The 25221-nt window shown below is 61.8% G+C and carries 24 protein-coding genes; 11 read left to right on the forward strand and 13 right to left on the reverse strand.

The genetic code is table 11. The features are described 5' to 3' along the window. The first annotated feature begins 2 nt into the window (after nucleotides 1–2). From QQL28_RS34860 to QQL28_RS34875, 4 genes are all read left to right on the forward strand, one after another. Complete coding sequence (locus QQL28_RS34860) at nucleotides 3–2075, forward strand: hydantoinase/oxoprolinase family protein (RefSeq protein WP_284273000.1); 2073 nt, start codon at nucleotides 3–5, stop codon at nucleotides 2073–2075. Between the two features lie 5 nt (nucleotides 2076–2080). After that, entirely contained in the window at nucleotides 2081–2938 is an 858-nt protein-coding gene (locus QQL28_RS34865; RefSeq protein WP_284273002.1) for a hydantoinase B/oxoprolinase family protein, read from the forward strand. Next, nucleotides 2829–3911: a hydantoinase B/oxoprolinase family protein gene (locus QQL28_RS34870; protein ID WP_284273163.1), complete on the forward strand. Its 1083-nt coding sequence runs from the start codon at nucleotides 2829–2831 to the stop codon at nucleotides 3909–3911. Before QQL28_RS34865 ends, QQL28_RS34870 begins: the two co-directional genes overlap by 110 nt. Nucleotides 3912–4121: 210 nt before the next feature. Then, on the forward strand, nucleotides 4122–4901 hold the full coding sequence (locus tag QQL28_RS34875) for a cyclase family protein (protein WP_284273004.1): 780 nt from the start codon (nucleotides 4122–4124) through the stop codon (nucleotides 4899–4901). A gap of 192 nt (nucleotides 4902–5093) precedes the next feature. Here the strand turns inward: QQL28_RS34875 and QQL28_RS34880 are convergent, their stop codons facing one another. Then, a complete protein-coding gene (locus QQL28_RS34880) occupies nucleotides 5094–5801 on the reverse strand; it encodes a GntR family transcriptional regulator (RefSeq protein WP_284273006.1) in 708 nt (235 codons plus the stop codon). Between the two features lie 217 nt (nucleotides 5802–6018). Continuing rightward, complete coding sequence (locus QQL28_RS34885) at nucleotides 6019–7116, reverse strand: ABC transporter substrate-binding protein (RefSeq protein WP_284273008.1); 1098 nt, start codon at nucleotides 7114–7116, stop codon at nucleotides 6019–6021. Nucleotides 7117–7323: 207 nt separating this feature from the next. Here QQL28_RS34885 and QQL28_RS34890 point away from each other — a divergent pair, with 207 nt between their 5' ends. From QQL28_RS34890 to QQL28_RS34905, 4 genes are all read left to right on the forward strand, one after another. Further along, nucleotides 7324–8469: an ABC transporter ATP-binding protein gene (locus QQL28_RS34890; protein WP_284273010.1), complete on the forward strand. Its 1146-nt coding sequence runs from the start codon at nucleotides 7324–7326 to the stop codon at nucleotides 8467–8469. Nucleotide 8470: 1 nt separating this feature from the next. Beyond that, nucleotides 8471–9334, forward strand: coding sequence for an ABC transporter permease (locus QQL28_RS34895; protein WP_284273164.1), 864 nt, complete (start codon nucleotides 8471–8473; stop codon nucleotides 9332–9334). 47 nt (nucleotides 9335–9381) lie between these two features. Next, entirely contained in the window at nucleotides 9382–10194 is an 813-nt protein-coding gene (locus tag QQL28_RS34900) for an ABC transporter permease (RefSeq protein ID WP_284273165.1), read from the forward strand. A 442-nt stretch (nucleotides 10195–10636) separates the two neighbouring features. Then, nucleotides 10637–11554, forward strand: coding sequence for a LysR family transcriptional regulator (locus QQL28_RS34905; protein WP_284273013.1), 918 nt, complete (start codon nucleotides 10637–10639; stop codon nucleotides 11552–11554). On the opposite strand, the gene QQL28_RS34910 is transcribed toward QQL28_RS34905, so the two are convergent. From QQL28_RS34910 to trbB, 11 genes are read right to left on the reverse strand one after another with little or no spacing between them, the layout of a single operon-like run. Further along, nucleotides 11518–11775, reverse strand: a complete 258-nt coding sequence (locus QQL28_RS34910; RefSeq protein ID WP_284273014.1) for a DUF2274 domain-containing protein — start codon at nucleotides 11773–11775, stop codon at nucleotides 11518–11520. The two genes, QQL28_RS34905 and QQL28_RS34910, sit on opposite strands and share 37 nt — an antisense overlap. Beyond that, nucleotides 11772–12974 carry a TraB/TrbI/VirB10 family type IV secretion system protein gene (locus QQL28_RS34915; protein WP_284273016.1) on the reverse strand — a complete coding sequence of 401 codons (1203 nt, stop codon included), beginning with the start codon at nucleotides 12972–12974 and terminating at the stop codon, nucleotides 11772–11774. The genes QQL28_RS34910 and QQL28_RS34915 overlap by 4 nt, the downstream gene beginning before the upstream one ends. Next, nucleotides 12965–14044, reverse strand: a complete 1080-nt coding sequence (gene trbG / locus QQL28_RS34920; protein ID WP_284273018.1) for a P-type conjugative transfer protein TrbG — start codon at nucleotides 14042–14044, stop codon at nucleotides 12965–12967. Before trbG ends, QQL28_RS34915 begins: the two co-directional genes overlap by 10 nt. Continuing rightward, the gene (trbF, locus tag QQL28_RS34925; RefSeq protein ID WP_431309694.1) at nucleotides 14041–14730 is read right to left on the reverse strand and encodes a conjugal transfer protein TrbF; all 690 of its coding nucleotides are present in this window, start codon (nucleotides 14728–14730) and stop codon (nucleotides 14041–14043) included. The genes trbG and trbF overlap by 4 nt, the downstream gene beginning before the upstream one ends. 3 nt (nucleotides 14731–14733) lie before the next feature. After that, nucleotides 14734–16095, reverse strand: coding sequence for a P-type conjugative transfer protein TrbL (trbL, locus tag QQL28_RS34930; RefSeq protein ID WP_284273020.1), 1362 nt, complete (start codon nucleotides 16093–16095; stop codon nucleotides 14734–14736). Then, a complete protein-coding gene (trbK-alt, locus tag QQL28_RS34935) occupies nucleotides 16095–16412 on the reverse strand; it encodes a putative entry exclusion protein TrbK-alt (RefSeq protein WP_284273021.1) in 318 nt (105 codons plus the stop codon). The genes trbL and trbK-alt overlap by 1 nt, the downstream gene beginning before the upstream one ends. Before the next feature lie 10 nt (nucleotides 16413–16422). Next, nucleotides 16423–17181: a P-type conjugative transfer protein TrbJ gene (trbJ, locus tag QQL28_RS34940; protein ID WP_284273023.1), complete on the reverse strand. Its 759-nt coding sequence runs from the start codon at nucleotides 17179–17181 to the stop codon at nucleotides 16423–16425. Then, nucleotides 17178–19616 (reverse strand): conjugal transfer protein TrbE, encoded by a 2439-nt coding sequence (gene trbE / locus QQL28_RS34945; protein ID WP_284273025.1) that lies wholly within the window; start codon nucleotides 19614–19616, stop codon nucleotides 17178–17180. The genes trbJ and trbE overlap by 4 nt, the downstream gene beginning before the upstream one ends. A gap of 7 nt (nucleotides 19617–19623) precedes the next feature. Then, nucleotides 19624–19899 (reverse strand): VirB3 family type IV secretion system protein, encoded by a 276-nt coding sequence (locus QQL28_RS34950; RefSeq protein WP_284273027.1) that lies wholly within the window; start codon nucleotides 19897–19899, stop codon nucleotides 19624–19626. Beyond that, a complete protein-coding gene (locus QQL28_RS34955; protein WP_284273030.1) occupies nucleotides 19899–20225 on the reverse strand; it encodes a TrbC/VirB2 family type IV secretion system protein in 327 nt (108 codons plus the stop codon). The genes QQL28_RS34950 and QQL28_RS34955 overlap by 1 nt, the downstream gene beginning before the upstream one ends. Next, nucleotides 20222–21220 carry a P-type conjugative transfer ATPase TrbB gene (trbB, locus tag QQL28_RS34960; RefSeq protein ID WP_284273033.1) on the reverse strand — a complete coding sequence of 333 codons (999 nt, stop codon included), beginning with the start codon at nucleotides 21218–21220 and terminating at the stop codon, nucleotides 20222–20224. Before trbB ends, QQL28_RS34955 begins: the two co-directional genes overlap by 4 nt. A 618-nt stretch (nucleotides 21221–21838) precedes the next feature. On the opposite strand from trbB, the gene aepX reads away from it, so the two are divergent. The 3 genes from aepX to QQL28_RS34975 all read left to right on the forward strand — a co-directional run bounded on the left by aepX (nucleotide 21839) and on the right by QQL28_RS34975 (nucleotide 25182). Continuing rightward, complete coding sequence (gene aepX / locus QQL28_RS34965; RefSeq protein ID WP_284273035.1) at nucleotides 21839–22750, forward strand: phosphoenolpyruvate mutase; 912 nt, start codon at nucleotides 21839–21841, stop codon at nucleotides 22748–22750. 917 nt (nucleotides 22751–23667) lie between these two features. Further along, nucleotides 23668–24483, forward strand: coding sequence for a phosphocholine cytidylyltransferase family protein (locus tag QQL28_RS34970; protein WP_284273037.1), 816 nt, complete (start codon nucleotides 23668–23670; stop codon nucleotides 24481–24483). 543 nt (nucleotides 24484–25026) lie between these two features. Beyond that, complete coding sequence (locus tag QQL28_RS34975) at nucleotides 25027–25182, forward strand: hypothetical protein (RefSeq protein WP_284273040.1); 156 nt, start codon at nucleotides 25027–25029, stop codon at nucleotides 25180–25182. The last annotated feature ends 39 nt before the right edge of the window (nucleotides 25183–25221 follow it).

Genomic DNA, 25221 nt, shown 5'->3' on the forward strand with positions numbered 1-25221 from the left:
CCATGTCTTACGTGATCACGATCGACACCGGAGGAACATTCACAGACGCAGTCATCCAGGACGACGCTGGCCGGCTGACCATCGGGAAGGCGTTGACGACTCCCAAACGCGCATTCGAAGGCATGTTTGGTGCGATCTCCGCGGCAGCCCGTTTGCTCGATGTGACGCCTGAGCACGCAATCCGTCATGCAGGCCGGCTCATTTTCGGGACGACCCGTGCGACCAACGCGATCGTAACGCGATCGACGGCACGAACCGCCTTCTTCGTAACGGCGGGCTTTCCAGACATCCTTTACCTCAGGGAGGGCGGCAAGAAGGATGCGCACGACTTTCGCACTCCCTTCCCCGAACCCTACGTGCCGCGCCGTTTGACTTTCGAAATCAATGAGAGGGTCAACGCCGAAGGTGGCGTGGAGACGGCCCTTGACGAGGCTGGCGTAATCACTGCCGCACGTGCTTTAGCTGACATCGGTGTTGAGGCGGTTGGCGTTTGCCTCTTGTGGTCGATTGTCAATCCGGCGCACGAACTGCGCGTTGCGCAGATTCTCAAGGAGCATGCTCCTAATGTGGCGGTCACGCTGTCACATGAGATGCTGCCTATTCCACGAGAATACCGCCGTGCGTCGGCAACTGTACTCGACGCATCGCTCAAGCCCGTGATGCAGAAGTTTCTGGAGGACATGGCGGCCGATCTCGGCCAGCTCGGCTTCTCGGGCGATCTGCTCGTTTCAACGACGGTGGGCGGCTGCATCGAGGTCACCTCGGCAGCTCGCCGCCCCGTTCACCTCGCCAAGTCCGGACCCGCCATGGTCCCGCTGGCTGCCCGAGAATATGCCGGCCGGATTACCTCAAACGGCGACGTCATTATTTGTGACACGGGCGGCACAACCTTCGACGTCGGCCTGATCCGTGATGGCGAGGTCGTTCGTACGCGCGAGACCTGGCTTGGGCCCCGCTACACCGGAGAACTACTCGCTCTATCCTCCGTGGACATTCGCAGCGTGGGCGCTGGAGGCGGCTCAATCGCATGGGTCGACGATGGGGGACTGCTGCGCGTTGGTCCGCAGAGTGCCGGATCGGTGCCGGGGCCTGCCTGTTATCCACGCGGCGGCACCCTACCAACTGTCACCGACGCCGCTGTGGTTGCTGGCTATATCGACCCGCATCTTTTTCTGGGCGGCCGTATCACTCTCGATGCTGCCGCGGCACGGACTGCCGTGGCTACAGTTGCTGACCGGCTTTCGCTTTCTGCGGAGGAGACCGCTCTCGCAATCCTGACGATTGCCGATGAGACCATGATCTCCGCTATCCAGGATATCACCGTTTCCGAAGGCGTGGATCCCCGGCAGAGCGTCTTCGTGGCAGGCGGGGGCGCTGCAGGGCTCAATATCGCGTCAGTGGCCCGGGCTTTGGGCTGCAGAACGGTTCTTCTTCCGCAGACGGCGAGCGCACTTAGCGCCTGCGGTATGCAGTTCTCCGACGTCGTTGCGGAGGAGGCAGCGAGCGGCATCACAAGCTCCGATGCTTTCGATCAAACCGTGGTTCGACAAGCCTTGTCGCGCGCCCATGCAGCACTTGAGACATTGCGGTCAGGCCTGAAGATTGCCCGGGAGGCAGCTTGCAGCTTCGAAATCGCGGTCGATGCCCGCTACCGGGCGCAAATATGGGAGCTCGAGGTTCCTCTTCCCGGTTTTTCAATCCACGGCGAACTCAACGCGGACGAGCTCACGCGGCGCTTCCACAGGGCTCATGAGCGCACGTTCGGCGTAGACGATCCGGACGGCATCGTCGAATTCCTGACCTGGAAAGTAAGGCTGCGTATCGCCCTGCCCCGTCCTGCTGCCAAGCCGATCGCGGCCGAGCAGTGCAGCGCCCTCCTCAAGAGAAAGGGTGCCTATTTTCCCGGACCGGGGCTCGTCGACACACCTTTTTATCATGGTCCAGCCTTGACGCCGGACGTGGAAGTCACTGGTCCCGCCATCATCCTGGAGCCTACGACCACGATCGTCGTGCCGCCCAATGCATCCGCCTGCCTGTCTCCTACCGGCAGCTATCTCCTGACGCTGGAAAGGTAAAACCGATGACGCAACAGCTCAGCGCGAGCTCCGCCGGTGACCAGGCGGCGAAGTCGATCCCGGTCACGTTCACTGATCCCGTTCTGGCGGCGGTGCTTGCCAACCGTTTCGAGGCAATCGTTCGCGAAATGACCAATACGGTCCTGCGTTCTGCGCGCTCGGTGATCGTCAGCAACGGGCGTGACTTCTCGTGCGCAATTGTTAGTGCCGACGGCGAACTGATCTCCGTCGCCGACGGACTGCCCGTTCATACGTTCAACTCGCACATGCAGGCGGCCAATATCACACGTCTTCACCCTGATGTAGCGGAGGGTGATGCCTTCATCGACAATGATCCCTATACGGGCAACACGCATCCTGCCGACCAGACCGTCATGGTCCCGGTGTTCGTCGATGGCGAACATCTCTTCACAGCCTGCGCCAAGGCGCACCAGGCTGACATCGGCAACAGCCTGCCGACCACTTACCATCCGTTCGCGAGGGACGTCTATGAAGAAGGCGCCATCATCTTCCCCTGCATGCGGCTACAGCGCAACGGGCGCACGATTGAGGACGTTATTCGCTTAGGCATGCGCCGCATTCGCGTTCCAGAGCAGTGGCGCGGCGATCTCCTTGCGACACTCGGGGCCGCTCGCATCGCCGAGCGGCGGCTGAAGGACCTTTGTCGCGAGCACGGAACGGCCAGAATCAAGACCTTCATCAAAGGAGTGGCTCGATTATTCCGAGCGTCTCATGGCGTCTCGGATCGCGACCCTGCCGAAGGGGCACATGGACGTGGGTTCAACGCACGACCCGGTCCCGGGCTTTTTGCCCGATGGCATCGCGGTCAAGGCCGTGATCGATGTCGATCCGGACGCGGGTGAAATCACAGTTGACCTCCGCCATAACGACGACTGCGTCAAAGCCGGCTTCAACCAGACCGAAGCGACGGCCCGCAGCAGCGTTATGGCCGCGATTTATCATAGCTTGGGCACCGGACTGCCGCGCAATTCGGGGGCATTCCGCTGCATCAAAGTTTTGCTTCGTGAAAATTCCGTCGTCGGCATTCCGCGGTTTCCAGCAAGTTGCTCGATCGCCACGACAAATGTCGCCGATCGCCTCGTCAACCTGGTTCAATCCGCGCTCGCAGGCCTAGGTCATGACATCGGCTTGGCTGAAGGAGGGCTGTGCATGGGGGTGAACTCTGGCGTCATTTCGGGTGAGGACTTTCGGAACGGGGGGCGCGCTTATATCAGCCAACTTACGCTCGCCTCAAACGGCGGACCGGCATCTGCATTCGCTGACGGCTGGGGAACGTATGGCATTCCTGCAGCTTCGGGACTGACCTATCGCGACAGCGTCGAGATCAACGAGATCAAGTTTCCGATGATTGTTGACCACCTGCGTCTCGTAGCTGGAAGCGCTGGAGCTGGAGCGCATCGAGGAGGCTTGGCCGTGGAGACGCGCTACCGAGTCCGCGAGGGCACGATGACAGTTGTCACTAACTCGGACGGCCAGTTGTTCGCACCGCAAGGTGTACTTGGCGGGCAATCGGGAGCTCTCGGCGTATCCTATTTCATTCACGAGGACGGCCGGGAGGAGCGGATGCCTGGCTTCGGCGTCCAGGTCATCCGCAAGGGACAGGCCTTACGGGGCACCACCAACGGGGGCGGCGGCTTCGGCGATCCGGCGAAGCGAGATCCGGCCCTCGTCTTGCGTGACGTGTCCGAGATGCGAGAAACCACCGAACGCGCATGCGCAACATATCAAGTCGCCTTCACCGGAGATGCCACAGCAGGAACGCTCGCGATCGATGCAGAACGCACCCAAAAATTGCGCCGAAGCAATCCAGCCTAACGTTTTGATCGTGCTGTCGCGGAGCTTCGATGCCTTATCGTCGAACCCGGCACGCCAAGTCCCGATAGGCAAATTGCGGCTCTCTCTAGAACTCGACAATACCTCTATTCAACGAAAATGCGCGTGAAGCGGGTCGCGTCGCACCGCCGAACAACAGAAGACCGGCATCCTCGTGCCGCAATGATAGGCGACATCTCAAGGAGTCAAAAAATGTCCGATTCAGGCGCGCTCACATCGAAGGGGGGGTTCGACGCAGTTCGAGCGGCCGCCCGGCACATTCGAAGTCTGCGGCCAGTCGACCTTGCGCCTACACTGGGTCGAGGGATTCCGCGCTGGCCGACGCATCCGCACCTAATTATTGATCCGACCATCGTGCACGAGAACGATGGCTATTACTGCCAGAATCTCAGCATGGCCGAACATATCGGCTGCCATGTTGATGCCCCTGCACACACTGTTGCCGACCAGATGCATGCCTCGATCGACACAATCTCCGTCGACCGGCTTGTGGCGGAGGCGGTCGTCTACGATTTCTCCGATCGAGATTGGAAGCCCGGCGACATCCTTACCCCCTCCGACATTGAATCCCATGAGCGCAAGCATGGCATCTCGGTGGGCCCGGATGAGATAGCACTTGTGAACTTCGGCTGGCTGAAGCAGTACTGGAGACGAGATACACAGGCCCAATGGTACGCCCGTAACGCTCCCGGCATGAATGAAGAACTGGTGCTCCTCTTCAAAGAGCGAAAGGTCCGTGCCGTCGGGGCGGACACAATCGCATGCGAAGCGGCGCTAGTGGATGGCGTGTCTACCGGCACTCTTCCTGGGCACTTCAAGCATTGGCTGCCGAACGGCATCCTAATCCTGGAATGTGTCGCTAACCTGGAACTCGTCTCGCGCCGGTGCCTCTTCGTAGCCGCTCCGCTGCCTATCGAACACGGCTCTGGCTCCCCCCTTCGTCCAATCGCGTACTGCTGCGATGAATGCTGACACCATATTCTAGTTCAGACCTGAAGAGCCGGACACCAGCAAACATGGCAGCAGCACTCATGCTGAGGTCATGCTCGATTTTCGGAGAGAGTGAGGAATGATGAGCCACGAAAGGTGGCTGCAGCAAGCGTGAAGTTGGATCGCGCCCGAGGAGTTGCGGCCGACCCTCCAGCGGCACTGGTTCGCACAGGATTACGGGCTAGCCGCCTCGCCTTGTCGGGACAGAACGAGATTGCTGAGACGGCGGTATCCATCTCGCAGGTCGTTTTCGATCGCGGCGCGCACTGTCGTAGGGTCACGGTCCTTCAGCCCACTAATGGCCCATTGGTGGTTCGAAACCCCACGTCGATGAACTGCCCATTCGGGATAGAGATCGTTCAGCGAGGGCCCGATGCGCAACCATTGCGATTCAATCAGCGCGACCAAGCGGGGCATCTGCGACGCCGTGTAGAGCCGGAAGTGAAAGGCCTTGTTGAGGCGAAGCACGTCGGCGTACTGCGCCTTGTCCATCGCCTGGTTGATTCCGCTTTGTGTCTCCTCAAGGAACGAGATATCCCGGTCTTCAATGTGCGGGGTCGCCTCAAACGCTGCCAAGCCCTCCAGTGCCAGCCGGATCTTCGTCACCTCATCTAGAGTGGCGATCGTAAGTACCGGCACGACTACCGTTTTTGGCCCCAAATTAACAAGCGCACCTTCACCGCTCAAACGGACGATGGCATCTCGGACAGGCGTCGTACTGACACCGAGCGCTTGCGCCACCGATCGGACGGTCAGCTTGCTCCCCGGCACAATCTGCCCGCTGATGATGGATTCCTTCAGCGAGGTGTAGGCAAGCTCGCCCAAGCTGGCCTGCCGATCGATTGGCGCAAGGGGGGTCGTGATATCCGAATCGTTCAGCATGCAATCGTCTGGTGTTGTGGCCAAGTTATGTTACACCAAACGCCATGACACAAAAATAGCCATTCGTGAAGGTTATAGTTCGCCCTTGTTCCGTAATCGGCCGCTTGCCGAGGTACTCATTGACTGTCCCTGCGGGTTCGATGAGGTGAAAACCACCGAGAGAGCTCTGCGATGGTGCCACAGAAGCGAAGAAAGGTCGGCTTTGCTCGTGCCCGTGCTATTGCTGGATCCAGGCGTTCCAGGCATCGAGCATTTTGGCCTGATTGGCCGATATCCAAACGGAATCATGTTTCACGATCGCCTGGAGGGCTTCTGGAGAACTCGGGATATTGGCGCGTGCAGCCTCGCTCATCATCGCAGCGGCATCTAGGCTCGGCGGAGTGACGTTGAGACGCTCGGCGACTTTCGCCTGCACGCTCGGATTGTCGAGATAAAATTTCAGCAGCGCCTCCGCTCCGCCGGAGTTGGGGCCGTTTCGGAGGATCTGCATTGTGTCGGCGAGCATGAATGCGCCATTGTAGGAAACCTGAACAGGTTGACCTTCAGCCTTCAAGCCCGCGGCGCGTGTGCCCCAGATCATGCCCAAGACATATTCCCCATTACGGAAGCCCTGCTGGCTCTGATCGCCCGTGCGCCACCAGAGCTGGATCTGCGGTTTGATCTGATCGAGCTTCTTGACAGCTCGATCGATGTCGAGCGGGAAAAGCTTTTCGGCTGGCACGCCGTCCGCCAGCAACGCGGCCGCGAATACGCGCCAGGGATCATTGAAGCTCGGCAACGCACGCGGGCCTGGGAAGCGAACGGAATCCCAGAAATCAGCCCAGCTTCGGGGCTGGATGCCTTTGAAGCGCGCACTGTTGAAGGCGAGCAGTGTGGCGTTGAACGTGATCCGCACCCCGGCAGGATTGCAGGTCTTTTCAGCCAGATCTTTGCGCGGCCTGAACTGCTCGCAAAAAACCGAGAGGTCGCGGGTGAAAGATCGATTCTGGGCTGACTCTGCGATTATATCGACATTGTTGATGATGTCCCAGGTGACCTGACCTGCATTCGCCATGGCTTGGGCGCGCGCCCGCTGTTCAGAATCAGTGGCGCTGACGGTGCTGACCTTGATTCCTGTGGCCTTGGTGAAGGGCTCGAACCAAACCTCCTTCAGAGTCCTGTCGTAGATGCCACCCGTGGTGGCAACGATAACCTCGGCCGGCTGTGCTGCGGCCGCAGTTGTGAGCAGAATGGCGAGGCCGATCTGTCGGACGAGTGTAGCGGTGAGATAGGCGGCCATTCGCAGCTTGATGCGCAAGGTGCTTGAGTTGGTCATCGTACCAAGTCTCCTAAGGTGCCAGCTCAGCTAGCGTAGCACATTTTGATATTTGACGCAACAAAATTTGGCGTAACGCTGGACCGGCAGTCGCATCATTCGGGCAGGCGCCTCCCAGTTGACAATCCCACCTCTAATTATGATACATCATACGTCAAAATTCATTCAGGCTGAGGGCGAGTTGCCATGCCTTTGGGAGGCGTCGGCATGGCCGACAATGACGCGAACATTCCAAACGGGCGCACGACCCTGCTTAGTGCGCGTAAAGGCGAGGCCATCAAGATCCACGGCATCTCGAAGCGGTTTGGGTCGATTATGGGCGTCGACAGTGTTGACCTCCACGTCGAGGCCGGAGAATTCCTCTCGCTGCTCGGTCCCTCTGGCTCGGGGAAGAGCACGCTGCTGATGATGATCGCAGGATTTGAGACGCCCAGCGCAGGCTCGATCAGCTTGGGCGGTCGGGATCTGACCCGTGTTCAACCTAATAAGCGCGGAATCGGGATGGTCTTTCAGCGCTACGCGCTCTTCCCGCACATGAGTGTGGCACAGAACGTTGCGTTTCCACTCAAGATGCGCGGGGTAAGCAAGGCCGAGATCGGTCCCCTCGTCGATCAGGCGCTCTCGCGTGTGCGGCTTCAGGATTATGGTGGCCGAATGCCGGCCCAGCTTTCAGGCGGACAGCAACAGCGTGTCGCCGTGGCGCGAGCCCTTGTGTTCCGACCGCCGGTTCTTCTGATGGACGAACCACTCGGCGCCCTCGACAAGAAGCTGCGCGAAGAACTTCAGATTGAGATCAAGACGTTGCACGCCAGCCTGGGCGTCACGATCATCTACGTGACCCATGATCAGGAAGAGGCGCTGACGATGTCTGACCGGATCGCGGTCATGGACAAAGGCCGCATCCAGCAGCTCGGTAGCCCCGTATCACTTTATCACCGGCCCAATAGTAGCTTCGTTGCAGACTTCATCGGCAAAATGAATTTCCTCAGCGGAGTTGTAGTTGGGCTGGATGATTTGCGTATCAAGGTCGCGGTGTCGGGACAGACGTTCGATATTGCACGATCTCAAATCAGTGGGCGCGAAGAGGTCGCCGTCGGGCGCTCAGTACAGGTTGCGGTCAGGCCAGAAAGCCTCAGTCCAGCTCAGGAAGCGGAGGGGGCTATAGCGGGTGAGATCGAAACTTCGGTCTTCCTCGGTTCATATCGAACGCTGATCGTCCGGACTGAAGATGGAACACAGGTGCAGGTCCAAATCCCTTCATCACAACGCGACTGCGACATCCCGTCACGCGGACGAACGTTCGTGCAGCTCGACCCAAGCGCCGTTTGTGTCTTTGCAGGCAAGGCAGACTAGGATGCCGAATACGACAGCCGCCTCGGATCGTTCGGTGGTCGGACAGCTCTCGCGCCCCGCCTCGTTTCTGCTTGCGCTTCCGCTCATCCTGTTGCTGGCGTTCGCCTTTCTCGTGCCGCTGGCCAAACTTCTGCTGGGCAGCATTTTCGCGCCAACTCTCACGGCAGAGCAGTATTTGCGTATCGCCCAAGAACCGATCTTCGTGCGAATCTTCCTGCGCACGGTGCAAACGGCCGCGATCGTCACACTGTTGGCATTTCTGCTCGGCTATCCCGTGGCGCTGGTCATGTCACGGCTCGGCGGGCGTGCCGCGATGATAGTCGCCGCTTGCGTCCTGATTCCGCTCTGGACGAGCGTGCTCGTGCGCTCCTACGCCTGGATCGTACTGTTACAGCGGAAAGGGATTGTCAACAGCGTGCTACTGAACTGGGGATTGATCGACCAACCCTTGAAGCTGATCTACACGGAAGGGGCGGTCATCGTCGCGATGACGCACGTGCTCATGCCGTACATGATCTTGCCGATCTTCTCCTCTCTCCGCTCGATCCCACCTGAACTCGAGCGCGCGGCGAGGAATCTCGGCGCCGGATCCTGGACAAGTTTCCTGGCTGTCACACTGCCGCTCAGCCTGCCGGGCGTTTATGCGGGGGCGATAATGGTCTTCATCCTTTCACTCGGCTTCTATGTCACGCCGGCGCTGGTGGGCGGCCCACACAATCTGACGATCGCAACGCTGATCGGGCAGCAGACCACAGAATTGCTCAATTGGCCGTTCGCCGGAGCGTTGGCAGGCGTTCTACTCACGGTAACGCTTGGCCTCGTCGGTGCGTTCAGGCGGTTCTTGCGCCTTGGAAAAAGGGTTTGATGGCGATGTTGCTTGAAGGGAGCTCCGCGGAGGCGCCGCAACCGGCCATGGCAGGTAGTCCAGTGCATTCGCTCGTGATCGGCCGGTGGATCCTGAATGGATTTGTCGGCGTCGTATTGATGTTCCTTCTCTTGCCCACTCTAATTGTCATTCCGATGTCGCTGGGCGGGGCTTCGTATATTCAGTTTCCCCCGCAAGGCCTGACGCTAAATTGGTATCGGGCCTACTTCGCCGATGCGGAGTGGATGAGTGCGACTTGGTTCAGCCTACGTATCGCATTAGCCACGACCCTCTTGGCCACGATTACCGGCACATTGGCTTCCTTCGCGGTCGTGCGTGGCAATCTTCCAGGCGCTCGGGCCCTGCAGGCGCTTACCCTGGCGCCTTTGATCGTTCCGCATATCGTCCTGGCCGTCGCGCTCTATCTCGTGTTCGCACCGCTTGGCCTGACGGGCAACTTTATCGGTTTCACGATGGCCCACACTATGCTTTCGGTCCCCTACGTGATGTTGACCGTGTCCGCCGCTCTGCAGAAGATTGATCCTCTTCTTGAACTCGCCGCATCGAATTGCGGGGCGACCCGCGCTCAGGCGTTCTGGTATGTGGTGCTGCCCAACATCGCTCCCGGTGTCGCGGCCGGGTCGGTCTTCGCCTTCCTGGCTTCCTTCGATGAGGCAACGGTCGCCTTCTTCATCTCTGGCATCGAGGGCAAGACGATCACGCGAAAGCTCTTCGAAGATATTGACTACAATCTGACGCCTATCATTGCTGCGGTCGCGACAGTGATGGTCGTTGTGTCCCTCATCTTGATGGGAGGAGTCGAGTGGCTTCGGTCACACGGTGCGAACCGCGAGAGCTAGATCGGAACGTCCGCCAGAGCCGGCTCATCAGCGATCCCAACATCTAAGCGATGCGGCGATACCTGAGCTGGCGTGCCTACTGAGCAAGTTCGACGAACGGCTGAACGCGGAGGAGGCTCTCACAATTCGATGTACATCGCGGCGTAAGCGCAGCAACGGCGAAGCATCCTGAACCGGATATCCTGCCTGGGAGAATGGCGGACAGCCAGATCAATATAACTCGGATAGGACGATAGAATTTCGAGAGCAACCGGCATCGTGAACTTCGTCGTCTCGTACGGGCGCACCAAGGAGGGTCTACATGAAGCTGAGTGGGCCGACTGACAACGCCTTCATCGCGCGTTCAACGGCGCTCTCGGGCTGAATTGGGGCGACGCCTGAAGCAGCACAAGCAAATGTAGGACTGATTCTATGACGAGCAAATCGCTGTAGAGCTTCGAACGTGTCAGTGGAATTTCGAGATCTGCGCTGGGCGATCGTCGCGTCTCAACACCGAAGCCTTCGTCAGGCGGCAGACACGCTCAGAATCAAACAGTCGACGCTGAGTCGCTGCCTGCGCAATCTCGAACACAAAGTGGGCAGCGCGCTCTTCGAGCGCACCAACGGCGGCACGCGAGCGACCATTCAAGGTCAGCAATTCCTCGATGCTGCTCGACGTATCGTGGGCGAGACGGAAGCACTGACGGCTCGCCTCAAGATCCATTCGCGCGGCGAGAGCGGCCGATTGATCATCGGCATTCACGCCTCCCTCTCAGCCGGCAATCTGCGAGCCACCCTCATCGACCACCGACTGCGCTTCCCTGATGTCGATCCGCATCTGGTCGACGGAGCGAGAGACCAACTGATCTCCGACCTGATCAACTCCGCCATTGATATCGCATTCGTGGCCGAGCCCAATCCAAGCTGGAGCGACAGGTCTTTGTTGGTCTGGAGCGAGCGTGTCGTTCTGGCTCTGCCCGACAGCCATCCGCTGACAGGCCGTAATGTGGTTCATTGGGGGGAACTCAGGCGGGAAACACTGTTGTTGTCACAGCACGGCCCGGGACCGGAATTCCACAAGCTGCTCATCAGCAAACTGGGAAGTTCCGATGTATGCCCGGTGCTTCGCCATGATGTAGCGCTCGACCGACTGCTCACCTTGGTCGGCGCAGGCTGGGGTGTCCTGCTGGCTTTGGAAGGTGCGACCGGCGCTACCTATCCAGGCGTCACCTTCCGAGAGGTCCATGATGCCGACGGTCCGACACGAATGAGCTTCCGCGCGTACTGGCGGCAGGCCAACAGCAATCCATCGCTGCGTCCATTCCTTGACTTACTTCGCGAGCGCTATCCGGATCTCTCGGCCGCTCCAGGGGTGGAGTGAGCAGCATTTCGCCGCGCCTTCGCAAAGGCACGGTCGGTTGCCATGAAGCGCTCGATCATCGGCGCGATCAATTTGGCAGGCTCAGCTGGCGGCGTCCCGCCTCCGCTGCGCGTCAGAATCTCGGCGTAACTTTTGAGATCCCTGAAGACCGCCGCAGGCAACTCGATCGTGAGCTTGACCGGCTTGTCGTCTTCAAGCGGCCCAAGCTTGAGCTTCGTCATGGCGTTCCTCCCTTTCCGTACGGAGCCAACACCAAGTCCCGCGTAACGATGACCCGCACCGGGAAACCTGGCCGAATAGTGAGCGTCGGCTGAATGTTGAGCTGGCGCTGCACGATCTGCTGGCCGGTCTGACTGATGCTGTTGGATGCGCCGCTACGGATCGCCTGAACAAGGTTGTTTTCATTTTGGCTGGTGCCCGCCTCCGCTCCGACGCTGAGCAGGGTCGAGAGGCCAGCGGCCTTGAACAGCATGCCCCAGTGGTTGTCGACCTCATCCTCGAGCCCGGCATATCCACCGGTGTCGGCACCAGGCTGACGCTCCAGCACGATCGAGTGACCGTCCGGCATGATGATGCGCGTCCAGACCAGGAGGATGCGGCTCTGGCCGAACGCGACGGAACTGTCGTACTGACCTATCAGTTTCGCGCCCTGCGGGATCAGAAGATATTTTCCGGACGGGCTGTCCCAGACCGCCTCGGTGATCTGAGCGGTGACTTGGCCGGGCAGATCGGAACGAATGCCCGTGATGAGCGCAGCCGGAATCACGGTGCCGGCCTGCACGACGTAAGGGGAGACTTTAGCCTCGAGCCGGTCCGGACTGACCGTGCGCTTGTCCGTCGCAGCAGCGAGGAAAGCCGTCTTGCGGTCCTGCATGTTCTGGGCGGATCCGGCATCGACCGGTGGTGTCGCCGCCGGGGTCGTCACGGCGGCAGCGGAGGCATTCGGGATGAGTTGGCCGGTGCTCTGCGGTTGCAGAACCGTTTGAGCGAAGAGGCGGCTGACCCGCGCCGCCTCGATTTCCTGGGATCTGTGCTGCGTCTCCGGATCTGACGTCGTTGCCATGGTGTTCGGTGCAGCGCCGGCGTTGAGGATCGGATTGCCGAGATCGCCTGGCAGCGGTGGCCCGAGCGGCGGCGCTTGACGCGGCAGGCCGGTATAGTCTTTCGGCAAGGCGGCGAGGCCCTCGGCCGAAGGCCTGTCCTGGGTGCTGAGCAGCTCTTGGCCGGCCTGCGACTTGTTGCCGGTCTGCAGGGCATAGCCGAGCGCGCCCGCGACTGCGAGGGCCGATACCGCACCGAGGCCGATCAGGACCTTGCGCGAGAGCCGTGTGACACGCGGCCGCTCGCCTCGGAGCCGAAGGTCTGGCGGCGCGACGGGCGGGATGTCGCCTCGATGTTCGTCTTCGCCGCCTATCGCCATGAGCGCGGCCTTCCGTCGGTGCGGACAATGCGCACGCGCCGTTCGCTGTCCTTGTCGCCAAGACGCAATTCGGCGGCGGCGAACAGACGATCGACGATGTAGTAGTTGCGGTTCGCGCGGTAATTCACGAGTTCAGAGCCGCCGGCCGGACCGATGACGAATAGCGGCGGCATTTCGCCCTGGACGATGCCGCTCGGGAATTCGATGTAGACCTTGTTGCCGTCGTCAAAGGCGCGCAGCGGACGCCAGGCCGGATCATCACCCTCGATCGCGTAGCGGAAGTTGATCGACGCGAGATCGACGCCGGAAGCGATGGGGGCTGCGGTTTCAGCGGCCGCATTCTGCCGCCGAAGTGCAATGAGCTGGTCCTCGGGATACTGCCAGGAGACCGAGGCCATGTAGGTCTTCTCCGTCGAACGCAGCTCGAGGAGGTAGGTCCGCCGGTCGGTGTTGATCACGAGATTGGTGACCAATTCCGGCCGCGTCGGCTTGACCAGGATGTGGATCTTCTTGGTCGCGCCCGCCCCGCTCTCGGTATCGCCGATGATCCAGCGCACGGTGTCGCCGGCGGCGACTGGACCCGAGCCGACAAGCTGCTCCCCCTCCTGGAGGGCGACGTCAGTGATCTGGCCCGGTGCCGTATAGACTTGATAGAGGGCTCCGCCCGAGAACGGATAGACCTGTACCGCGTTGATAAAACCGTTGCGGACCGGCTGCACCCGTGCCGCGGCGTTGGCCTGTTTGACGCGAACCTTCGGATCGGTGGCTTCCGGGACGCGTTTGCCGGGGGAGAGCGGTTTCAATTGCCCGGGCAGCGGCAGGGGTTTTGGCAATTCCACGATCTTGACGAGCGGCGGCGGATCGACGGTGAGCGTGGCCGGCTCTGCGCTATCGTAGTTGATGTCGGGCGGGATGAAATTGTGCGCGCAGCCGCCTAGCACCGACACGACCATCAGCAAAGCCGCACAAGCGGATCTACGGAAGCACGTATCGCTGTCATTCCGGTTTTGGTGAACGATGGAAAAGCGCGAAGCCGGACCGCCGGCCTTCGATAAGATCGGCGGGGTCATTGTCCCAGCTCCTTCGACCAGTTGATGGCGTTGACGTAGATGCCGAGTGGATTCTTGCGCAGCCGATCGGTGTCGGTGGGCGGCTGAATTGCGATGGTGAGGATTGCGGTCCAACGTGTGGTGCCGGCGAGCGCCCCGTCTTGATAGCGGTGCTCGACCCAGGCGATGCGAAAACTGTCGGGCGAGGCGCGGATGACGCTGGAGACGTCGATGGCGACCTGCTGTTTGCCGAGATTGGCGAAGGGGTCATTGGCGCGGGCGTAGTCGTTCAGCGCTGCCGCGCCCGCCGTTGTCGTGAAATCATAGGCCTGCAGCCAGTTGTGTCGCACGATGATCGGATCGGCCGGGAGCGAGCGTACGATCTGGATGAAGTGGGCGAGATACCAGGCAATCTGCGGGTCATTCGGCCGGTAGTCGGCGGTGGCCGGCGCCACCACTTGCGCCTCGCCGAGCTTGTCGACCTGCACCACCCAGGGAACGACGGTGCCGTGCGTGGATTGCCAGACGAGCCCGCCGGCGAGGCCGCAAGACAGGATCAGCGAACCAAAGGCCATCAGCCGCCAATTCCTGGCCTGCACGCGGGCGGAGCCGATGCGTTCGTCCCAGACTTGCGCCGCGCGCTGGTAGGGGGTTTCGGGTTCGGGCGTGCGGCCGTAGCGCACGGACGATCGGCTGAAGATCGACATAGGTTATTCTCCTGCCGAGAGGTCGACGGAGTGGCCGCCGCCATGGCTGTCGCCGGATTTGAGGGCTTGCGCAGCTGTCTGAGCGCCGTGAATGACGGTCTGATTGCGCTTGACGCGTTGGGCCCAGGCGGGCGGACCGCTCTCGCTCGCTGCTTGAGATGCGGCTCCATCGTTGGCGGCCTCGCCACTCCCGATGGTCCCCATCGTCGAGGAGCCACCCGTGTTGGCGACGCCGGCACGGGCGCCAGAGGTAAAGCTCTCCGTCATCGCCCCGGCTGCTTGCGAAGCGGCGCGTCTGACGGGCGCTGCCGCGTGACTAGCCGCCGCACGGCCCGCGCCGCCGAGACCGGCGGCGACGCCGCCAGCGCCAGACCTGCCGGCCGATGCGAGGCTGTAGGCGGAGGACATGCCGCCGGCCATCGCCGCACCCCCACGCGCGGCGGCTGCTGCACCAGAGCTGACGGCCATCGCTCCCCTTCCGGCGAGCCCAAGTGCAGCTCCGCCCGCCATCGCCGTGCCGGCGACGGCGAGACCGGTGCCGACTGCAGCGCCCGCGCCGAGCTGCGGTGCCCCCGAGACAAGCCCGGTCGCGATGCCTGGACCGAAGATGCCAAGGCCAAGCATGGCGAGCGCCGCTAGCACAACAGAGAGCGCCTGCTCGATGGTTGGCTGGCCGCCGGCATAGGCGGTGGTGAATTGGGAGAAGAGCCCGGTGCCGATGCCGACGATGACGGCGAGCACCATCACCTTGACGCCGGAGGCAACGACGTTGCCCAGCACCTTCTCCGCGAGGAAGGCGGTCTTGTTGAAGAGGGCGAAGGGAATGAGAATGAAGCCGGCGAGCGTCGTCAGCTTGAACTCGATCAACGTGACGAACAGCTGTACCGCCAGAATGAAGAAGGCGATCAGCACCAAGAGCCAGGAGACCATCAGCACGGCGATCTGGACAAAGTTGGCAAAGAAGCTGGTGAATCCCATCATCTGGCTTGCGGCGTCAAGCAGCGGTTGCCCGGCATCGAGCCCGACCTGTGCGAGCCTGCCGGGCCGCAGGAAGTCCGCGGTCGAGATCGACGAACCGCCGGCCTTCAGTCCGAGGCCTGCGAAGCTGTTGAAGATGATGCCTGAGAGATGGGTGAAGTTGGTGATGATGAAGGCAAAGAAACCGATGTAGAGAGTCTTTTTCACCAGCCGCTGCAGGATGTCCTCGTCTGCGCCCCAGGCCCAGAACAGGCCGGCGAGCGTGATGTCGATGACAATCAATGTCGACGACAGATAAGTGACCTCACTTTTGACCAGGCCGAAACCCGAATCGATGTAGGTCGTGAAAGTATTGAGGAAGGTGTCGATGACGCCGACGTTGTTCATCACTTTTCTCCCTGTATGACATTCATCGTCGGCGGTGTGGCCGGCGCGGCCTGTGGCAGCAGCGGCCGCGCCGGCCCGCCGAAGAAGCGCGCGCGGTTCTCCTCCCAGACCGCCTGGCAGTGCGGATCTTCGGCATCCTTGGGACCGAGCGCGCGGCAGCGGCGCAGCTCGGCCGACAGATCATCGGAAGCAGAGACGGAGGGGGCGTCGGACACGGGCCGCTCCGCCGGACGCCGATGGATGGAGGACAGCGTGGCGATGAACACGGCAAACACGACGATCATCGCGCCTGCGCGAAGGATATCCGAGCGCTCCATGACCCGAGCCTCAGTTGCCGCTGAACATGGTGACGTTGCCGGGCTGATAGCCGCTGCGTGTCGAAAAGATTTTGTACTGCTGCTGCGCTTGCGATTCGGTCGCCGTCACGCGGGCCTGCTCCAACGCATCCGCCCGTCCCTTCGCGGCGAGCACCGCGACGAGATCGGAGAGCTGCTGGGATTGGAGGGCCAGGAGCTGGTTTCCGGCTTGAGCCGCCTGCAGGGCGCCACTTGCCGACTGGCTGGCGGTCACCAGCGAGCTCATTGCGCTGGAGTTGGTCGAGATGTTGCCGACGACGCCGGCCTGCACTTTCAGGGAGTCCTCGAAGGCGCCTGCCGAGTTCTGCCAACGACTTTGAGCCGCGGCAAACATCGCCGCATTGGATCCCGTGGTCGCCGCGGTGCCGTATGTCGTGGAGTACGCTGTCTGGATGCGCTCGACGTTGAAGGCGATGTTCTGGGCCTGACTCAGCAGCGACTGGGTCCGTGCGACCTGTGCCTGAAGCTGGGTCAGCGTCGACAACGGCAGGTTGGCGAGGTTCTTTCCCTGGTTCACCAGGCTCTGCGCCTGATTGGTCAGCATCTGGATCTGATTGTTGATCTGCTGCAGCTCACGCGCCGCAGTCAGAACGTTCTGGCTGAAGTTGGTGGGGTCATAGACGATCCACTGTGCAAAGGCCGGCGCCGTCAAAAGCGGCGTGATTGGTACGGTAAGCAAGAGAGCGGTCGCGGTGACCAAGCCAGCGCGCCGTGTCTTAAGGGCGGTCATAATTGCACCTCCAGGTTTGTCAGGTCAGGGATGAGATCGGCGGCCCAGAGCAGCTCGTGATCAGCGAGCCAGGCGGCCACAAAATCGTCGCGGCCGTGATCGGCGAGCAGCCGCTCGATCGCGGCATGGTCGGCCTTGGAGGAAGCGGCGCAGAAGGCGAGCGCAATCGGCCCGAGGCCGAGCTCAAAGAGCCGATTGCCGCGGCGGGATTGGCAGTAATAGTCTCGCTTCGGCGTCGCCCGCGCGATGATCTCGATCTGGCGGTCGTTCAAACCGAACCGCTGGTAGATGGCGGTGATCTGCGGTTCGATCGCGCGCTCGTTGGGCAGGAAGATGCGCGTCGGGCAGCTCTCGACGATTGCGGGTGCGATGTTGCTGCCGTCGATATCGGAGAGCGATTGGGTTGCGAAGACGACCGAAGCGTTCTTCTTCCGGAGCGTCTTCAGCCACTCGCGAAGCTGCTGGGCGAAGGCCGGATCGTCGAGGACAAGCCAACCCTCGTCGATGATGAGGAGGGTCGGCCGGCCGTCGAGCCGTCCCTCGATGCGATGGAAGAGGTAGGTGAGGACGGCGGGCGCCGCGCCAGCGCCGATCAAGCCCTCGGTCTCGAACGCCTGCACCGAAGCGAAGCCGAGCTGCTCGGCCTCCGCGTCGAGCAGGCGGCCGGAGGAGCCGCCGACGCAATAAGGTTGCAGAGCCTGCTTGAGCGCGGTCGATTGCAATAGAACCGTCAGGCCGGTGATCGTGCGTTCCTCGACCGGCGAGGAAGCCAGCGAGGTCAACGCCGACCAGACATGCTCCTTCGCGGTCGGATCGATGGTGACGCCTTCCTTGGCGAGGATCGCGGTTACCCATTCGGCCGCCCAGGCGCGCTCCGCCGCATCGCCGATACGCGCGAGCGGTTGAAGAGAGACGGAGTCCTCCGCGCTGCTCGACAGACTTCCGCCGAGGTCGTGCCAGTCGCCGCCCATGGCAAGCGCGGCCGTGCGGATCGAACCGCCGAAATCGAAGGCGAAGATCTGGCTTTTCCGGTAGCGGCGGAACTGGATCGCCATCAGCGCCAGCAGCACGGATTTGCCGGCGCCGGTCGGGCCGACGATCAGGGTGTGGCCGACGTCGCCGACATGCAGCGAAAAGCGGAACGGCGTCGAGCCCTCGGTCTTGCCGAAGAACAGCGGGGCGCTGCGGAAATGTTCATCGCGGTCTGGCCCGGCCCAGACTGCCGAAAGCGGAATCATGTGGGCGAGGTTCAAGGTCGAGAGCGGCGGCTGACGAACGTTGGCGTAGGCGTGTCCAGGCAGAGAGCCGAGCCAGGCTTCGAGCGCGTTCACCCCTTCCGGCATGCAGGTGAAGTCGCGCCCCTGGATCACCTTTTCGACGAGGCGCAGCTTCTCAGCGGCGAGACCTCCGTCCTCGTCCCAGACGGTGACGGTCGCGGTGACATAGGCCTGGCCGACATCGTCGGTGCCCAGTTCCTGCAAGGCGAGATCGGCATCGGCAGCCTTGTTGGCCGCATCGCTATCGACCAGGGTCGAGGCCTCGTTGGTCATCACCTCCTTGACGATCGCGGCGATCGACTTTCGCTTGGCGAACCACTGCCGGCGGATCTTGGTCAGCAGTTTTACCGCCTCGGTCTTGTCGAGCAGGATCGCGCGGGTCGACCAGCGATAGGGAAAGGCAAGCCGGTTCAGTTCGTCGAGGATCCCCGGATGGGTCGCGGTCGGAAAACCAACCACCGTGAGCGTGCGAAGATGATGGCTGCCGAGGCGCGGCTCGAGGCCGCCGGCAAGCGGCTCGTCCGCGAGCAGCGCGTCGAGATGCATCGGCGTCTCGGGAACGCGGACGCTCTGGTGCCGGGTCGAGATAGTCGAATGCAGGTAGGTCAGCGTCTCGCCGTCGTCGAGCCACGCCACTTCGGGCATGAACCCTTCGACCAGTTGCAGGACACGGTTGGTCCGAGCGACGAAGCCACGCAGCAGCTCGTGCGGATCGACGCCGCCCTGCGCGCGGCCCTCATAGAGCCAGCCCTCGATGCGCGAGGCGTCCTCGGCCGGCGGGAGCCAGACGAAGGTCAAGAGATAGCGGCTCTCGAAATGCGCCCCCGCCTCCTCGAAAGCGTCCCGTCGCTCCAGGTCGACCAGCGCAGATGCAGCGTCGGGAAAGGTGTTGTGCGGATACGTCTGGGCGGCGATGCGCTGGGCCTCGACGAAGATCGCCCAACCTGAGCCCAGACGCCGCAGCGCGTTGTTGAGGCGGGCGGTCACCCCTACCAGCTCGGCAGGCGTTGCGCTGTCGAGGTCCGGGCCGCGGAAGCGCGCAGTGCGCTGGAGCGCGCCGTCCTTGTTGAGGACGACGCCCTTTGCGACCAAAGCGGCCCAGGGCAGGAAGTCGGCGAGGCTTGTGGGCCGGTTGCGGTATTCGGCAAGGTTCAGCATGGAGGCCTCACGCGCCGAGGTAAGATGGATAGCGGAGGTGGCGTCGAACGACGTCCACGAACTGCGGGTCGCGCTTGGCCGCCCAGACGGCCGCAGCATTGCCCACAGCCCAAATCAGCACTCCGGGGATCCAGAGGTGGAGGCCGAGCGCGATGGCGGCCGCCAACGTGCCGTTGGCGATCGCAACGGTGCGGGGCGCGCCACCCATCAGGATCGGGTCGGTGAGCGCGCGATGGACCGGCGCGAAAAAGCCCGGCACTTCCGGATCGGCGATGCCGGCCATCACACCAAGGCTCCGCCGGAGAAGCTGAAGAAGGTCAGGAAAAAGCTCGACGCGGCGAAGGCGATCGACAGGCCGAAGACGATCTGGATCAGCCGGCGGAAGCCGCCGGACGTATCGCCGAACGCGAGCGTCAGGCCGGTCACAGTGATGATGATCACCGACATGATCTTCGCGACCGGACCTTGCACCGACTCCAGGATCTGATTGAGCGGCGTCTCCCATGGCATCGACGAGCCGGAGGCGTAGGCTGCGGGCGCGAAAGCGATGGAGATGAAGGCAATCGCCGCGCGGCGAGCGTGACGGATCGCGGAAGGGCACTCGATCATGATGGCTCCTTGGAAAGCGAGGATTGGCCGCCCGCCTTGGCGGACTGGACGCGGTAATCGCCGGTGGCGGGATCGAGGCCGCCGACGAGCGCGAGTTCGGCGAGGCGGCGTTCGCTGCCGCGGCCGCGCAGCACTGCGACGAGATCGATAGTCTCGGCGATCAGCGCCTTGGGAACGGTGAGGACCGCTTCCTGGATGAGCTGCTCGAGGCGGCGAAGCGCGCCCAGCGCCGTGCCGGCGTGAATCGTGCCGATCCCACCGGGGTGGCCGGTGCCCCAGGCTTTGAGGAGCTCCAACGCTTCGCTGCCCCGCACCTCGCCGACCGGAATCCGGTCGGGGCGTAGGCGGAGGGAGGACCGAACCAGATCGGATAGCGACGCCACGCCATCCTTGGTACGCAGCGCGACCAGGTTCGGAGCGCGGCATTGCAGTTCACGCGTATCCTCGATGAGAACCACGCGATCGGTGGTGCCGGCGATCTCGGCCAGCAGCGCGTTCGTCAGCGTAGTCTTGCCGGTCGAGGTGCCGCCAGCCACCAGGATGTTCTTGCGGGCGGCGACGGCTTCGCGGAGCACGCCTGCCTGGCCGGCCGTCATGATACCGGCCGCCGCGTAGTCATCCAACGTGAAGACAGCAACGGCAGGCTTGCGGATCGCAAAAGTTGGCGCCGCAACGACGGGCGGGAGAAGCCCCTCGAACCTCTCCCCCGTCTCGGGAAGCTCGGCGGAGACGCGAGGGCTTCCGGCATGCACCTCAGCGCCGACATGGTGCGCGACCAGGCGCACGATCCGCTCGCCATCCGCCGCGGACATCGTCCGTCCGCTATCCTCCAGCCCGCCGGACAGCCGGTCGACCCAGAGCCGACCGTCGGGGTTGAGCATCACCTCGACGATCGAGGGATCTTCAAGGAAGGTGGCAATCGCGGGGCCAAGCGCGGTGCGCAGCATGCGTGCGCCACGCGAGAAGGCTTCCGAATGAATTGAAGTGACCGCCACGACCGCCCCCGTCGAGCGCCAATCGCAACATGAGATCGGCGACGGGGATGAGTAGAGAAGGCAGGAAATGGGTTAGTTCAACAAGTATTCCTCCGTCGTAGGGATCCGGCATAGAGCAGCGAAAAAATACTTGCTGCATCGAAAGCACGCTGCTCAAGGCCGGCTATACGTTCGTCAGGCCCGCTTCGCATGCCTCAGGCTCCGCGCCGGCTCATCCGGCGCGCCCCTCGTAAGGCTCGCCGCCAAGCGGGCCACCCAAGGGCGAACATAGGGTCAAATCCGACCAGGGCCGGCGCCAGGCCGGAAATCTCGTCAGCCACAGCAAACACCGCAAAAGCCGCCGTCGAACGAAGGAATTCACGGCGGCTAACGTTTTCGAGTCTCACGCCGGGTTGCAATGTGACCGATGCAGCGGGCGCACTCAAGCTACGCATTGGCCGCCGTCCACCCCCATTCCTCCAGCTTGCACCACCAACGGCCGTAACACCATCTATGCGAGACGCAACGAGTGTGCGGCCCGGTCAACTACCAATCCTCGTCATTTACCGAGATGACAGAAACATGTCACCTTGCACCGATGAACGTCACTCGGTCAGTCGGCACGCGCAGGCCCTCAGCATGCAATACCAATCCCACTCCGTCCTCGCCAGCGGCCCTGATCAAAGCGCTCATTCTTCCCTTGCTGAACTCTGCTTCAGCACTGAACTCTCTTTCCTCATGGAGGCGCATGATGGGCTCTCCGCCGCGATCGCCCAACGCGCAGGTTTCAAAGGTCTCTGGGCATCAGGCCTGTCGATCGCGTGCTCTCTCGGCTACCGCGATGCCAACGAGGCGTCATGGAGCCAACTCGTTGACGCGGTTGAGCGGATCGTGGACTCCACCACCCTGCCTGTTCTGGTTGACGGCGATGGTGGCTTCGGCAACTTCAACAATGCTCGTCTGCTGGCACGCAAACTCCGGCAGCGTGGCGCCGGCGGGGTCGCGCTGGAGGACAGCTGTTTTCCGAAGATGAACTCGCTAATTGGTGATCGGCATCCCCTCGCCGATATCGACGAATTCGCTGGCCGTCTACGCGCAGTGAAGGATGCAGTCGCGGAAGACTTCATTCTTGTTGCTCGCATTGAAGCGCTGATCGGCGGCCATGGAATGGACGAAGCAATCCTGCGGGCTCACGCTTATGCTGACGCCGGAGCCGACGCAATCCTCATTCATTCGCGAAGGAGGGCCGCGGACGAGATCCTTGCGTTCGCAAGTGCCTGGCAGAACCGGTTACCGGTCTTGATCGTTCCAACCAAATACTATCGAACGCCGGTTTCTGCGTATCGAAACGCCCGCATCTCTACAGTGATCTGGGCTAACCACTCCATGCGAGCGGCAACAGCGGCGATGCGGCAGGTTTGCCATCGCATCCTCGCTGAGGAGAATACTGCACGCATTGAGCCAAATATCGCCACCCTCGATGAGGTTTTCGAACTATTAAGGTACGACGAACTCGCGCGTGCGGAAGCTCGTTATCTTCACACCTCCTGACTGAGGGCTAACGTCTCGTTCATGCTGGAACACACCCGTGCACAAAGGACCATCGCCATGCAGCCGGCTCCCTTTTCCTTGCGCTCAGCCGCATGTACCGGCAAAGCACAGGTTTTCGATCCTGAAATTGAGCATAACACCGACTGCCGCGCTCGCTCTTACGCGGCCGATCTGTCCATTGCCACAATATCTCGACCCGCTTTCCCGATCTCACGACCCATCCAATCACCGACAAAGAGCCACGAGCGCATTTCTTTTTGGAAATGCCAAACGCGGACGACGATCCATCTCTCCTGAGCTACGGGGGTCCGTTCTTCATGGAACCAAATGACCCTGTGGACCGGACGCAAGCGCTTGTGCCGGCGCAAGGGACCATCTTGTTCAAATCGTCGGGTACCGCTGCCGCAATGACTCCACAGATGCAGTTGCCACGATTGGCAAGGAAACCATCGATTCACCGCCGAAGAGACCTGCAGCAAGCCCGTGTAATTGCCGGCGCGGAGGCACGCGACGTAATGAGCTAAACGTCAAGCGCTGCACTGAAGCGCTCGGTCTGATGGGGGAGCGCCATCCCTCTAAGCTCAGGAGTTCTGCCGAGACCGGTCAACTCCGATCGGCCATTAAATTGCGGTGATGACCGGCGCCAATCAGGCGCTCGTCAATCCGACCCGGTTCGTTGGAATCCCGGGAACGAAGTGCTGATCCCCGCGCCCCATTGGACGTCCGCGGCCCAACGGGTCGTGGGCGGCGGCAAGCTGGTCTTTCGAGATTTGGCGAGTCCACCGATCCGAGTGCCGCGGGGTCTGACCGGCTCTGCATAAGTGGAACTGAGTTCCTGGATTGGTTCGAACAGACTCGGTCTCAGTCCTTAACGCTTGGGAGCGCGGACACGATACGAAGAATGACGAGGGAATGAAATGACCACCAAAGCGCCTCCTAAGAAAGCCGTCATTCTTGCCGCCGGCTTCGGCTCCCGTTTGCGACCGCTGACCGATCTGCGGCCCAAGCCGCTCGTCGAGGTCAATGGAACGCCGATACTCCATAACGCCTTGGGGCATTTGGAAGCGGTAGGCGTGGAAAACGTCACAATTGTTGTCGGCTACCGCAAGGACGCTATCGAGTATGCCTGCGGCAAGCACTTCGGCGGCCTCGAGATCGACTATGTCGAATCGTCCGTCTTCGACCGCACCGGCAGCGCCTACTCCCTCTGGCTGGCACGCGACGCGCTTCTTTCCGGAGACTGCTTCCTTCTTGAAGGCGACGTCTTCTTCGAAGAGGATGCGTTGCACCACCTGATGATCGGCCAGGCAACCGACGTAGCTGCAGTTGCTCCCTTTACTGAATCGATGGAGGGCTCGGCTGTCTTGTTGTCTGATGGCGGCCTCATCACGAGTTTTCGGATGAAGCAGACCGCAGCAAACCTTGTCGCAAATGGGCCGAGGCTCTTCAAAACGATGAACCTGCTACGATTTTCAGCGACGACCCTCAGGACAATGATCGTTCCAACATTGAACGATATCATCGGATCCGGAGCTTGGCAGGCCTACACCGAGGAGCTTCTTGCTAATCTGGTGGAGAGGCGTGGCCTACGGCTTGCGGCGGCACGCTGCGATGATCTTAAGTGGTACGAAATCGACAGCACCGAAGATCTGCTCATCGCCGAGCGTATTTTCACGAGGGCGCCCGCCTTCGATCGTGCCGGCGTTCCGAATGAGCGGAGAACCAAACTTTAAAAACGCCTACCAAATGCCGCAGCTCCCCGACGTCCTGAGGTGGAAGCGGCCATCAGCAAGCGGGAGAGAGGCACGCCATGATCGGACTCTTCGATGGACCCAATGACACGGCTCCGGGTACGCGACCGGATCCGCAAATGTGTCCTCTGAAGCTGTGTCCTCGGCATGTAGCCCTGTCTCTTTAGGGCGTCGATCAGGAGATGCGGGGCAGGTTGGCGACGGCCCTCCCGGCCTAAACGGGATGTCCGCAAGTCCCAAGGATCGATCTACGAAGCCCTGGGCATGCTCGGCAGATGATCATGACCTAGCGACGTCTGCCGGCAGTGAATTCAAATCCAGCGAAGGGGGCTCCATACTGTCCTGCCACGCCGTCGGCGGAATCGCACTTCGGCCTGTATTTGGCGATACCTTGAAAGGCGGCGACGCCTCAGAATCACCGGGCGCCGCGCTGGTGCCACTACCACGACTAGCGAGTTCGGCTTGCCAAGTCAGCTCTCGCAAATGCGTCCCCGCAGCAAGCGCTGGTCCAATCCCGAGTACGAAATGACGGACTTCGCCAACAACCAGCCGCCAGATCGCGTCTCGGCCGTATGGAGCCTCGGAGCGCGCGCGGACCAGCTTGCGCCCGCGTTGCAAGAGCGTCTCGTCATCCTCGCCGAGGGCTTCGCCCAGCTATTAGATCGTGCCTCGGCCGTGTAGGGGCTCGCAAGGCGCATGGACACACGACCGCGCTAGGCT

The sequence above is a fragment of the Bradyrhizobium iriomotense genome, assembly GCF_030160715.1.
Taxonomy (GTDB): Bacteria; Pseudomonadota; Alphaproteobacteria; order Rhizobiales; family Xanthobacteraceae; genus Bradyrhizobium; species Bradyrhizobium iriomotense.

Bases quoted from the DNA above. Each gene is read 5' to 3' on its own strand.
- QQL28_RS34860 (WP_284273000.1), top strand. From the start codon at position 3: ATGTCTTACGTGATCACGATCGACACCGGAGGAACATTCACAGACGCA.
- QQL28_RS34865 (WP_284273002.1), top strand. From the start codon at position 2,081: ATGACGCAACAGCTCAGCGCGAGCTCCGCCGGTGACCAGGCGGCGAAG.
- QQL28_RS34875 (WP_284273004.1), top strand. From the start codon at position 4,122: ATGTCCGATTCAGGCGCGCTCACATCGAAGGGGGGGTTCGACGCAGTT.
- QQL28_RS34880 (WP_284273006.1), bottom strand. From the start codon at position 5,801: ATGCTGAACGATTCGGATATCACGACCCCCCTTGCGCCAATCGATCGG.
- QQL28_RS34885 (WP_284273008.1), bottom strand. From the start codon at position 7,116: ATGACCAACTCAAGCACCTTGCGCATCAAGCTGCGAATGGCCGCCTAT.
- QQL28_RS34890 (WP_284273010.1), top strand. From the start codon at position 7,324: ATGGCCGACAATGACGCGAACATTCCAAACGGGCGCACGACCCTGCTT.
- QQL28_RS34895 (WP_284273164.1), top strand. From the start codon at position 8,471: ATGCCGAATACGACAGCCGCCTCGGATCGTTCGGTGGTCGGACAGCTC.
- QQL28_RS34900 (WP_284273165.1), top strand. From the start codon at position 9,382: ATGGCAGGTAGTCCAGTGCATTCGCTCGTGATCGGCCGGTGGATCCTG.
- QQL28_RS34910 (WP_284273014.1), bottom strand. From the start codon at position 11,775: ATGACGAAGCTCAAGCTTGGGCCGCTTGAAGACGACAAGCCGGTCAAG.
- QQL28_RS34915 (WP_284273016.1), bottom strand. From the start codon at position 12,974: ATGGCGATAGGCGGCGAAGACGAACATCGAGGCGACATCCCGCCCGTC.
- trbG (WP_284273018.1), bottom strand. From the start codon at position 14,044: ATGACCCCGCCGATCTTATCGAAGGCCGGCGGTCCGGCTTCGCGCTTT.
- trbF (WP_431309694.1), bottom strand. From the start codon at position 14,730: ATGTCGATCTTCAGCCGATCGTCCGTGCGCTACGGCCGCACGCCCGAA.
- trbL (WP_284273020.1), bottom strand. From the start codon at position 16,095: ATGAACAACGTCGGCGTCATCGACACCTTCCTCAATACTTTCACGACC.
- trbK-alt (WP_284273021.1), bottom strand. From the start codon at position 16,412: ATGGAGCGCTCGGATATCCTTCGCGCAGGCGCGATGATCGTCGTGTTT.
- trbJ (WP_284273023.1), bottom strand. From the start codon at position 17,181: ATGACCGCCCTTAAGACACGGCGCGCTGGCTTGGTCACCGCGACCGCT.
- trbE (WP_284273025.1), bottom strand. From the start codon at position 19,616: ATGCTGAACCTTGCCGAATACCGCAACCGGCCCACAAGCCTCGCCGAC.
- QQL28_RS34950 (WP_284273027.1), bottom strand. From the start codon at position 19,899: ATGGCCGGCATCGCCGATCCGGAAGTGCCGGGCTTTTTCGCGCCGGTC.
- QQL28_RS34955 (WP_284273030.1), bottom strand. From the start codon at position 20,225: ATGATCGAGTGCCCTTCCGCGATCCGTCACGCTCGCCGCGCGGCGATT.
- aepX (WP_284273035.1), top strand. From the start codon at position 21,839: ATGCAATACCAATCCCACTCCGTCCTCGCCAGCGGCCCTGATCAAAGC.
- QQL28_RS34970 (WP_284273037.1), top strand. From the start codon at position 23,668: ATGACCACCAAAGCGCCTCCTAAGAAAGCCGTCATTCTTGCCGCCGGC.
- QQL28_RS34975 (WP_284273040.1), top strand. From the start codon at position 25,027: ATGACGGACTTCGCCAACAACCAGCCGCCAGATCGCGTCTCGGCCGTA.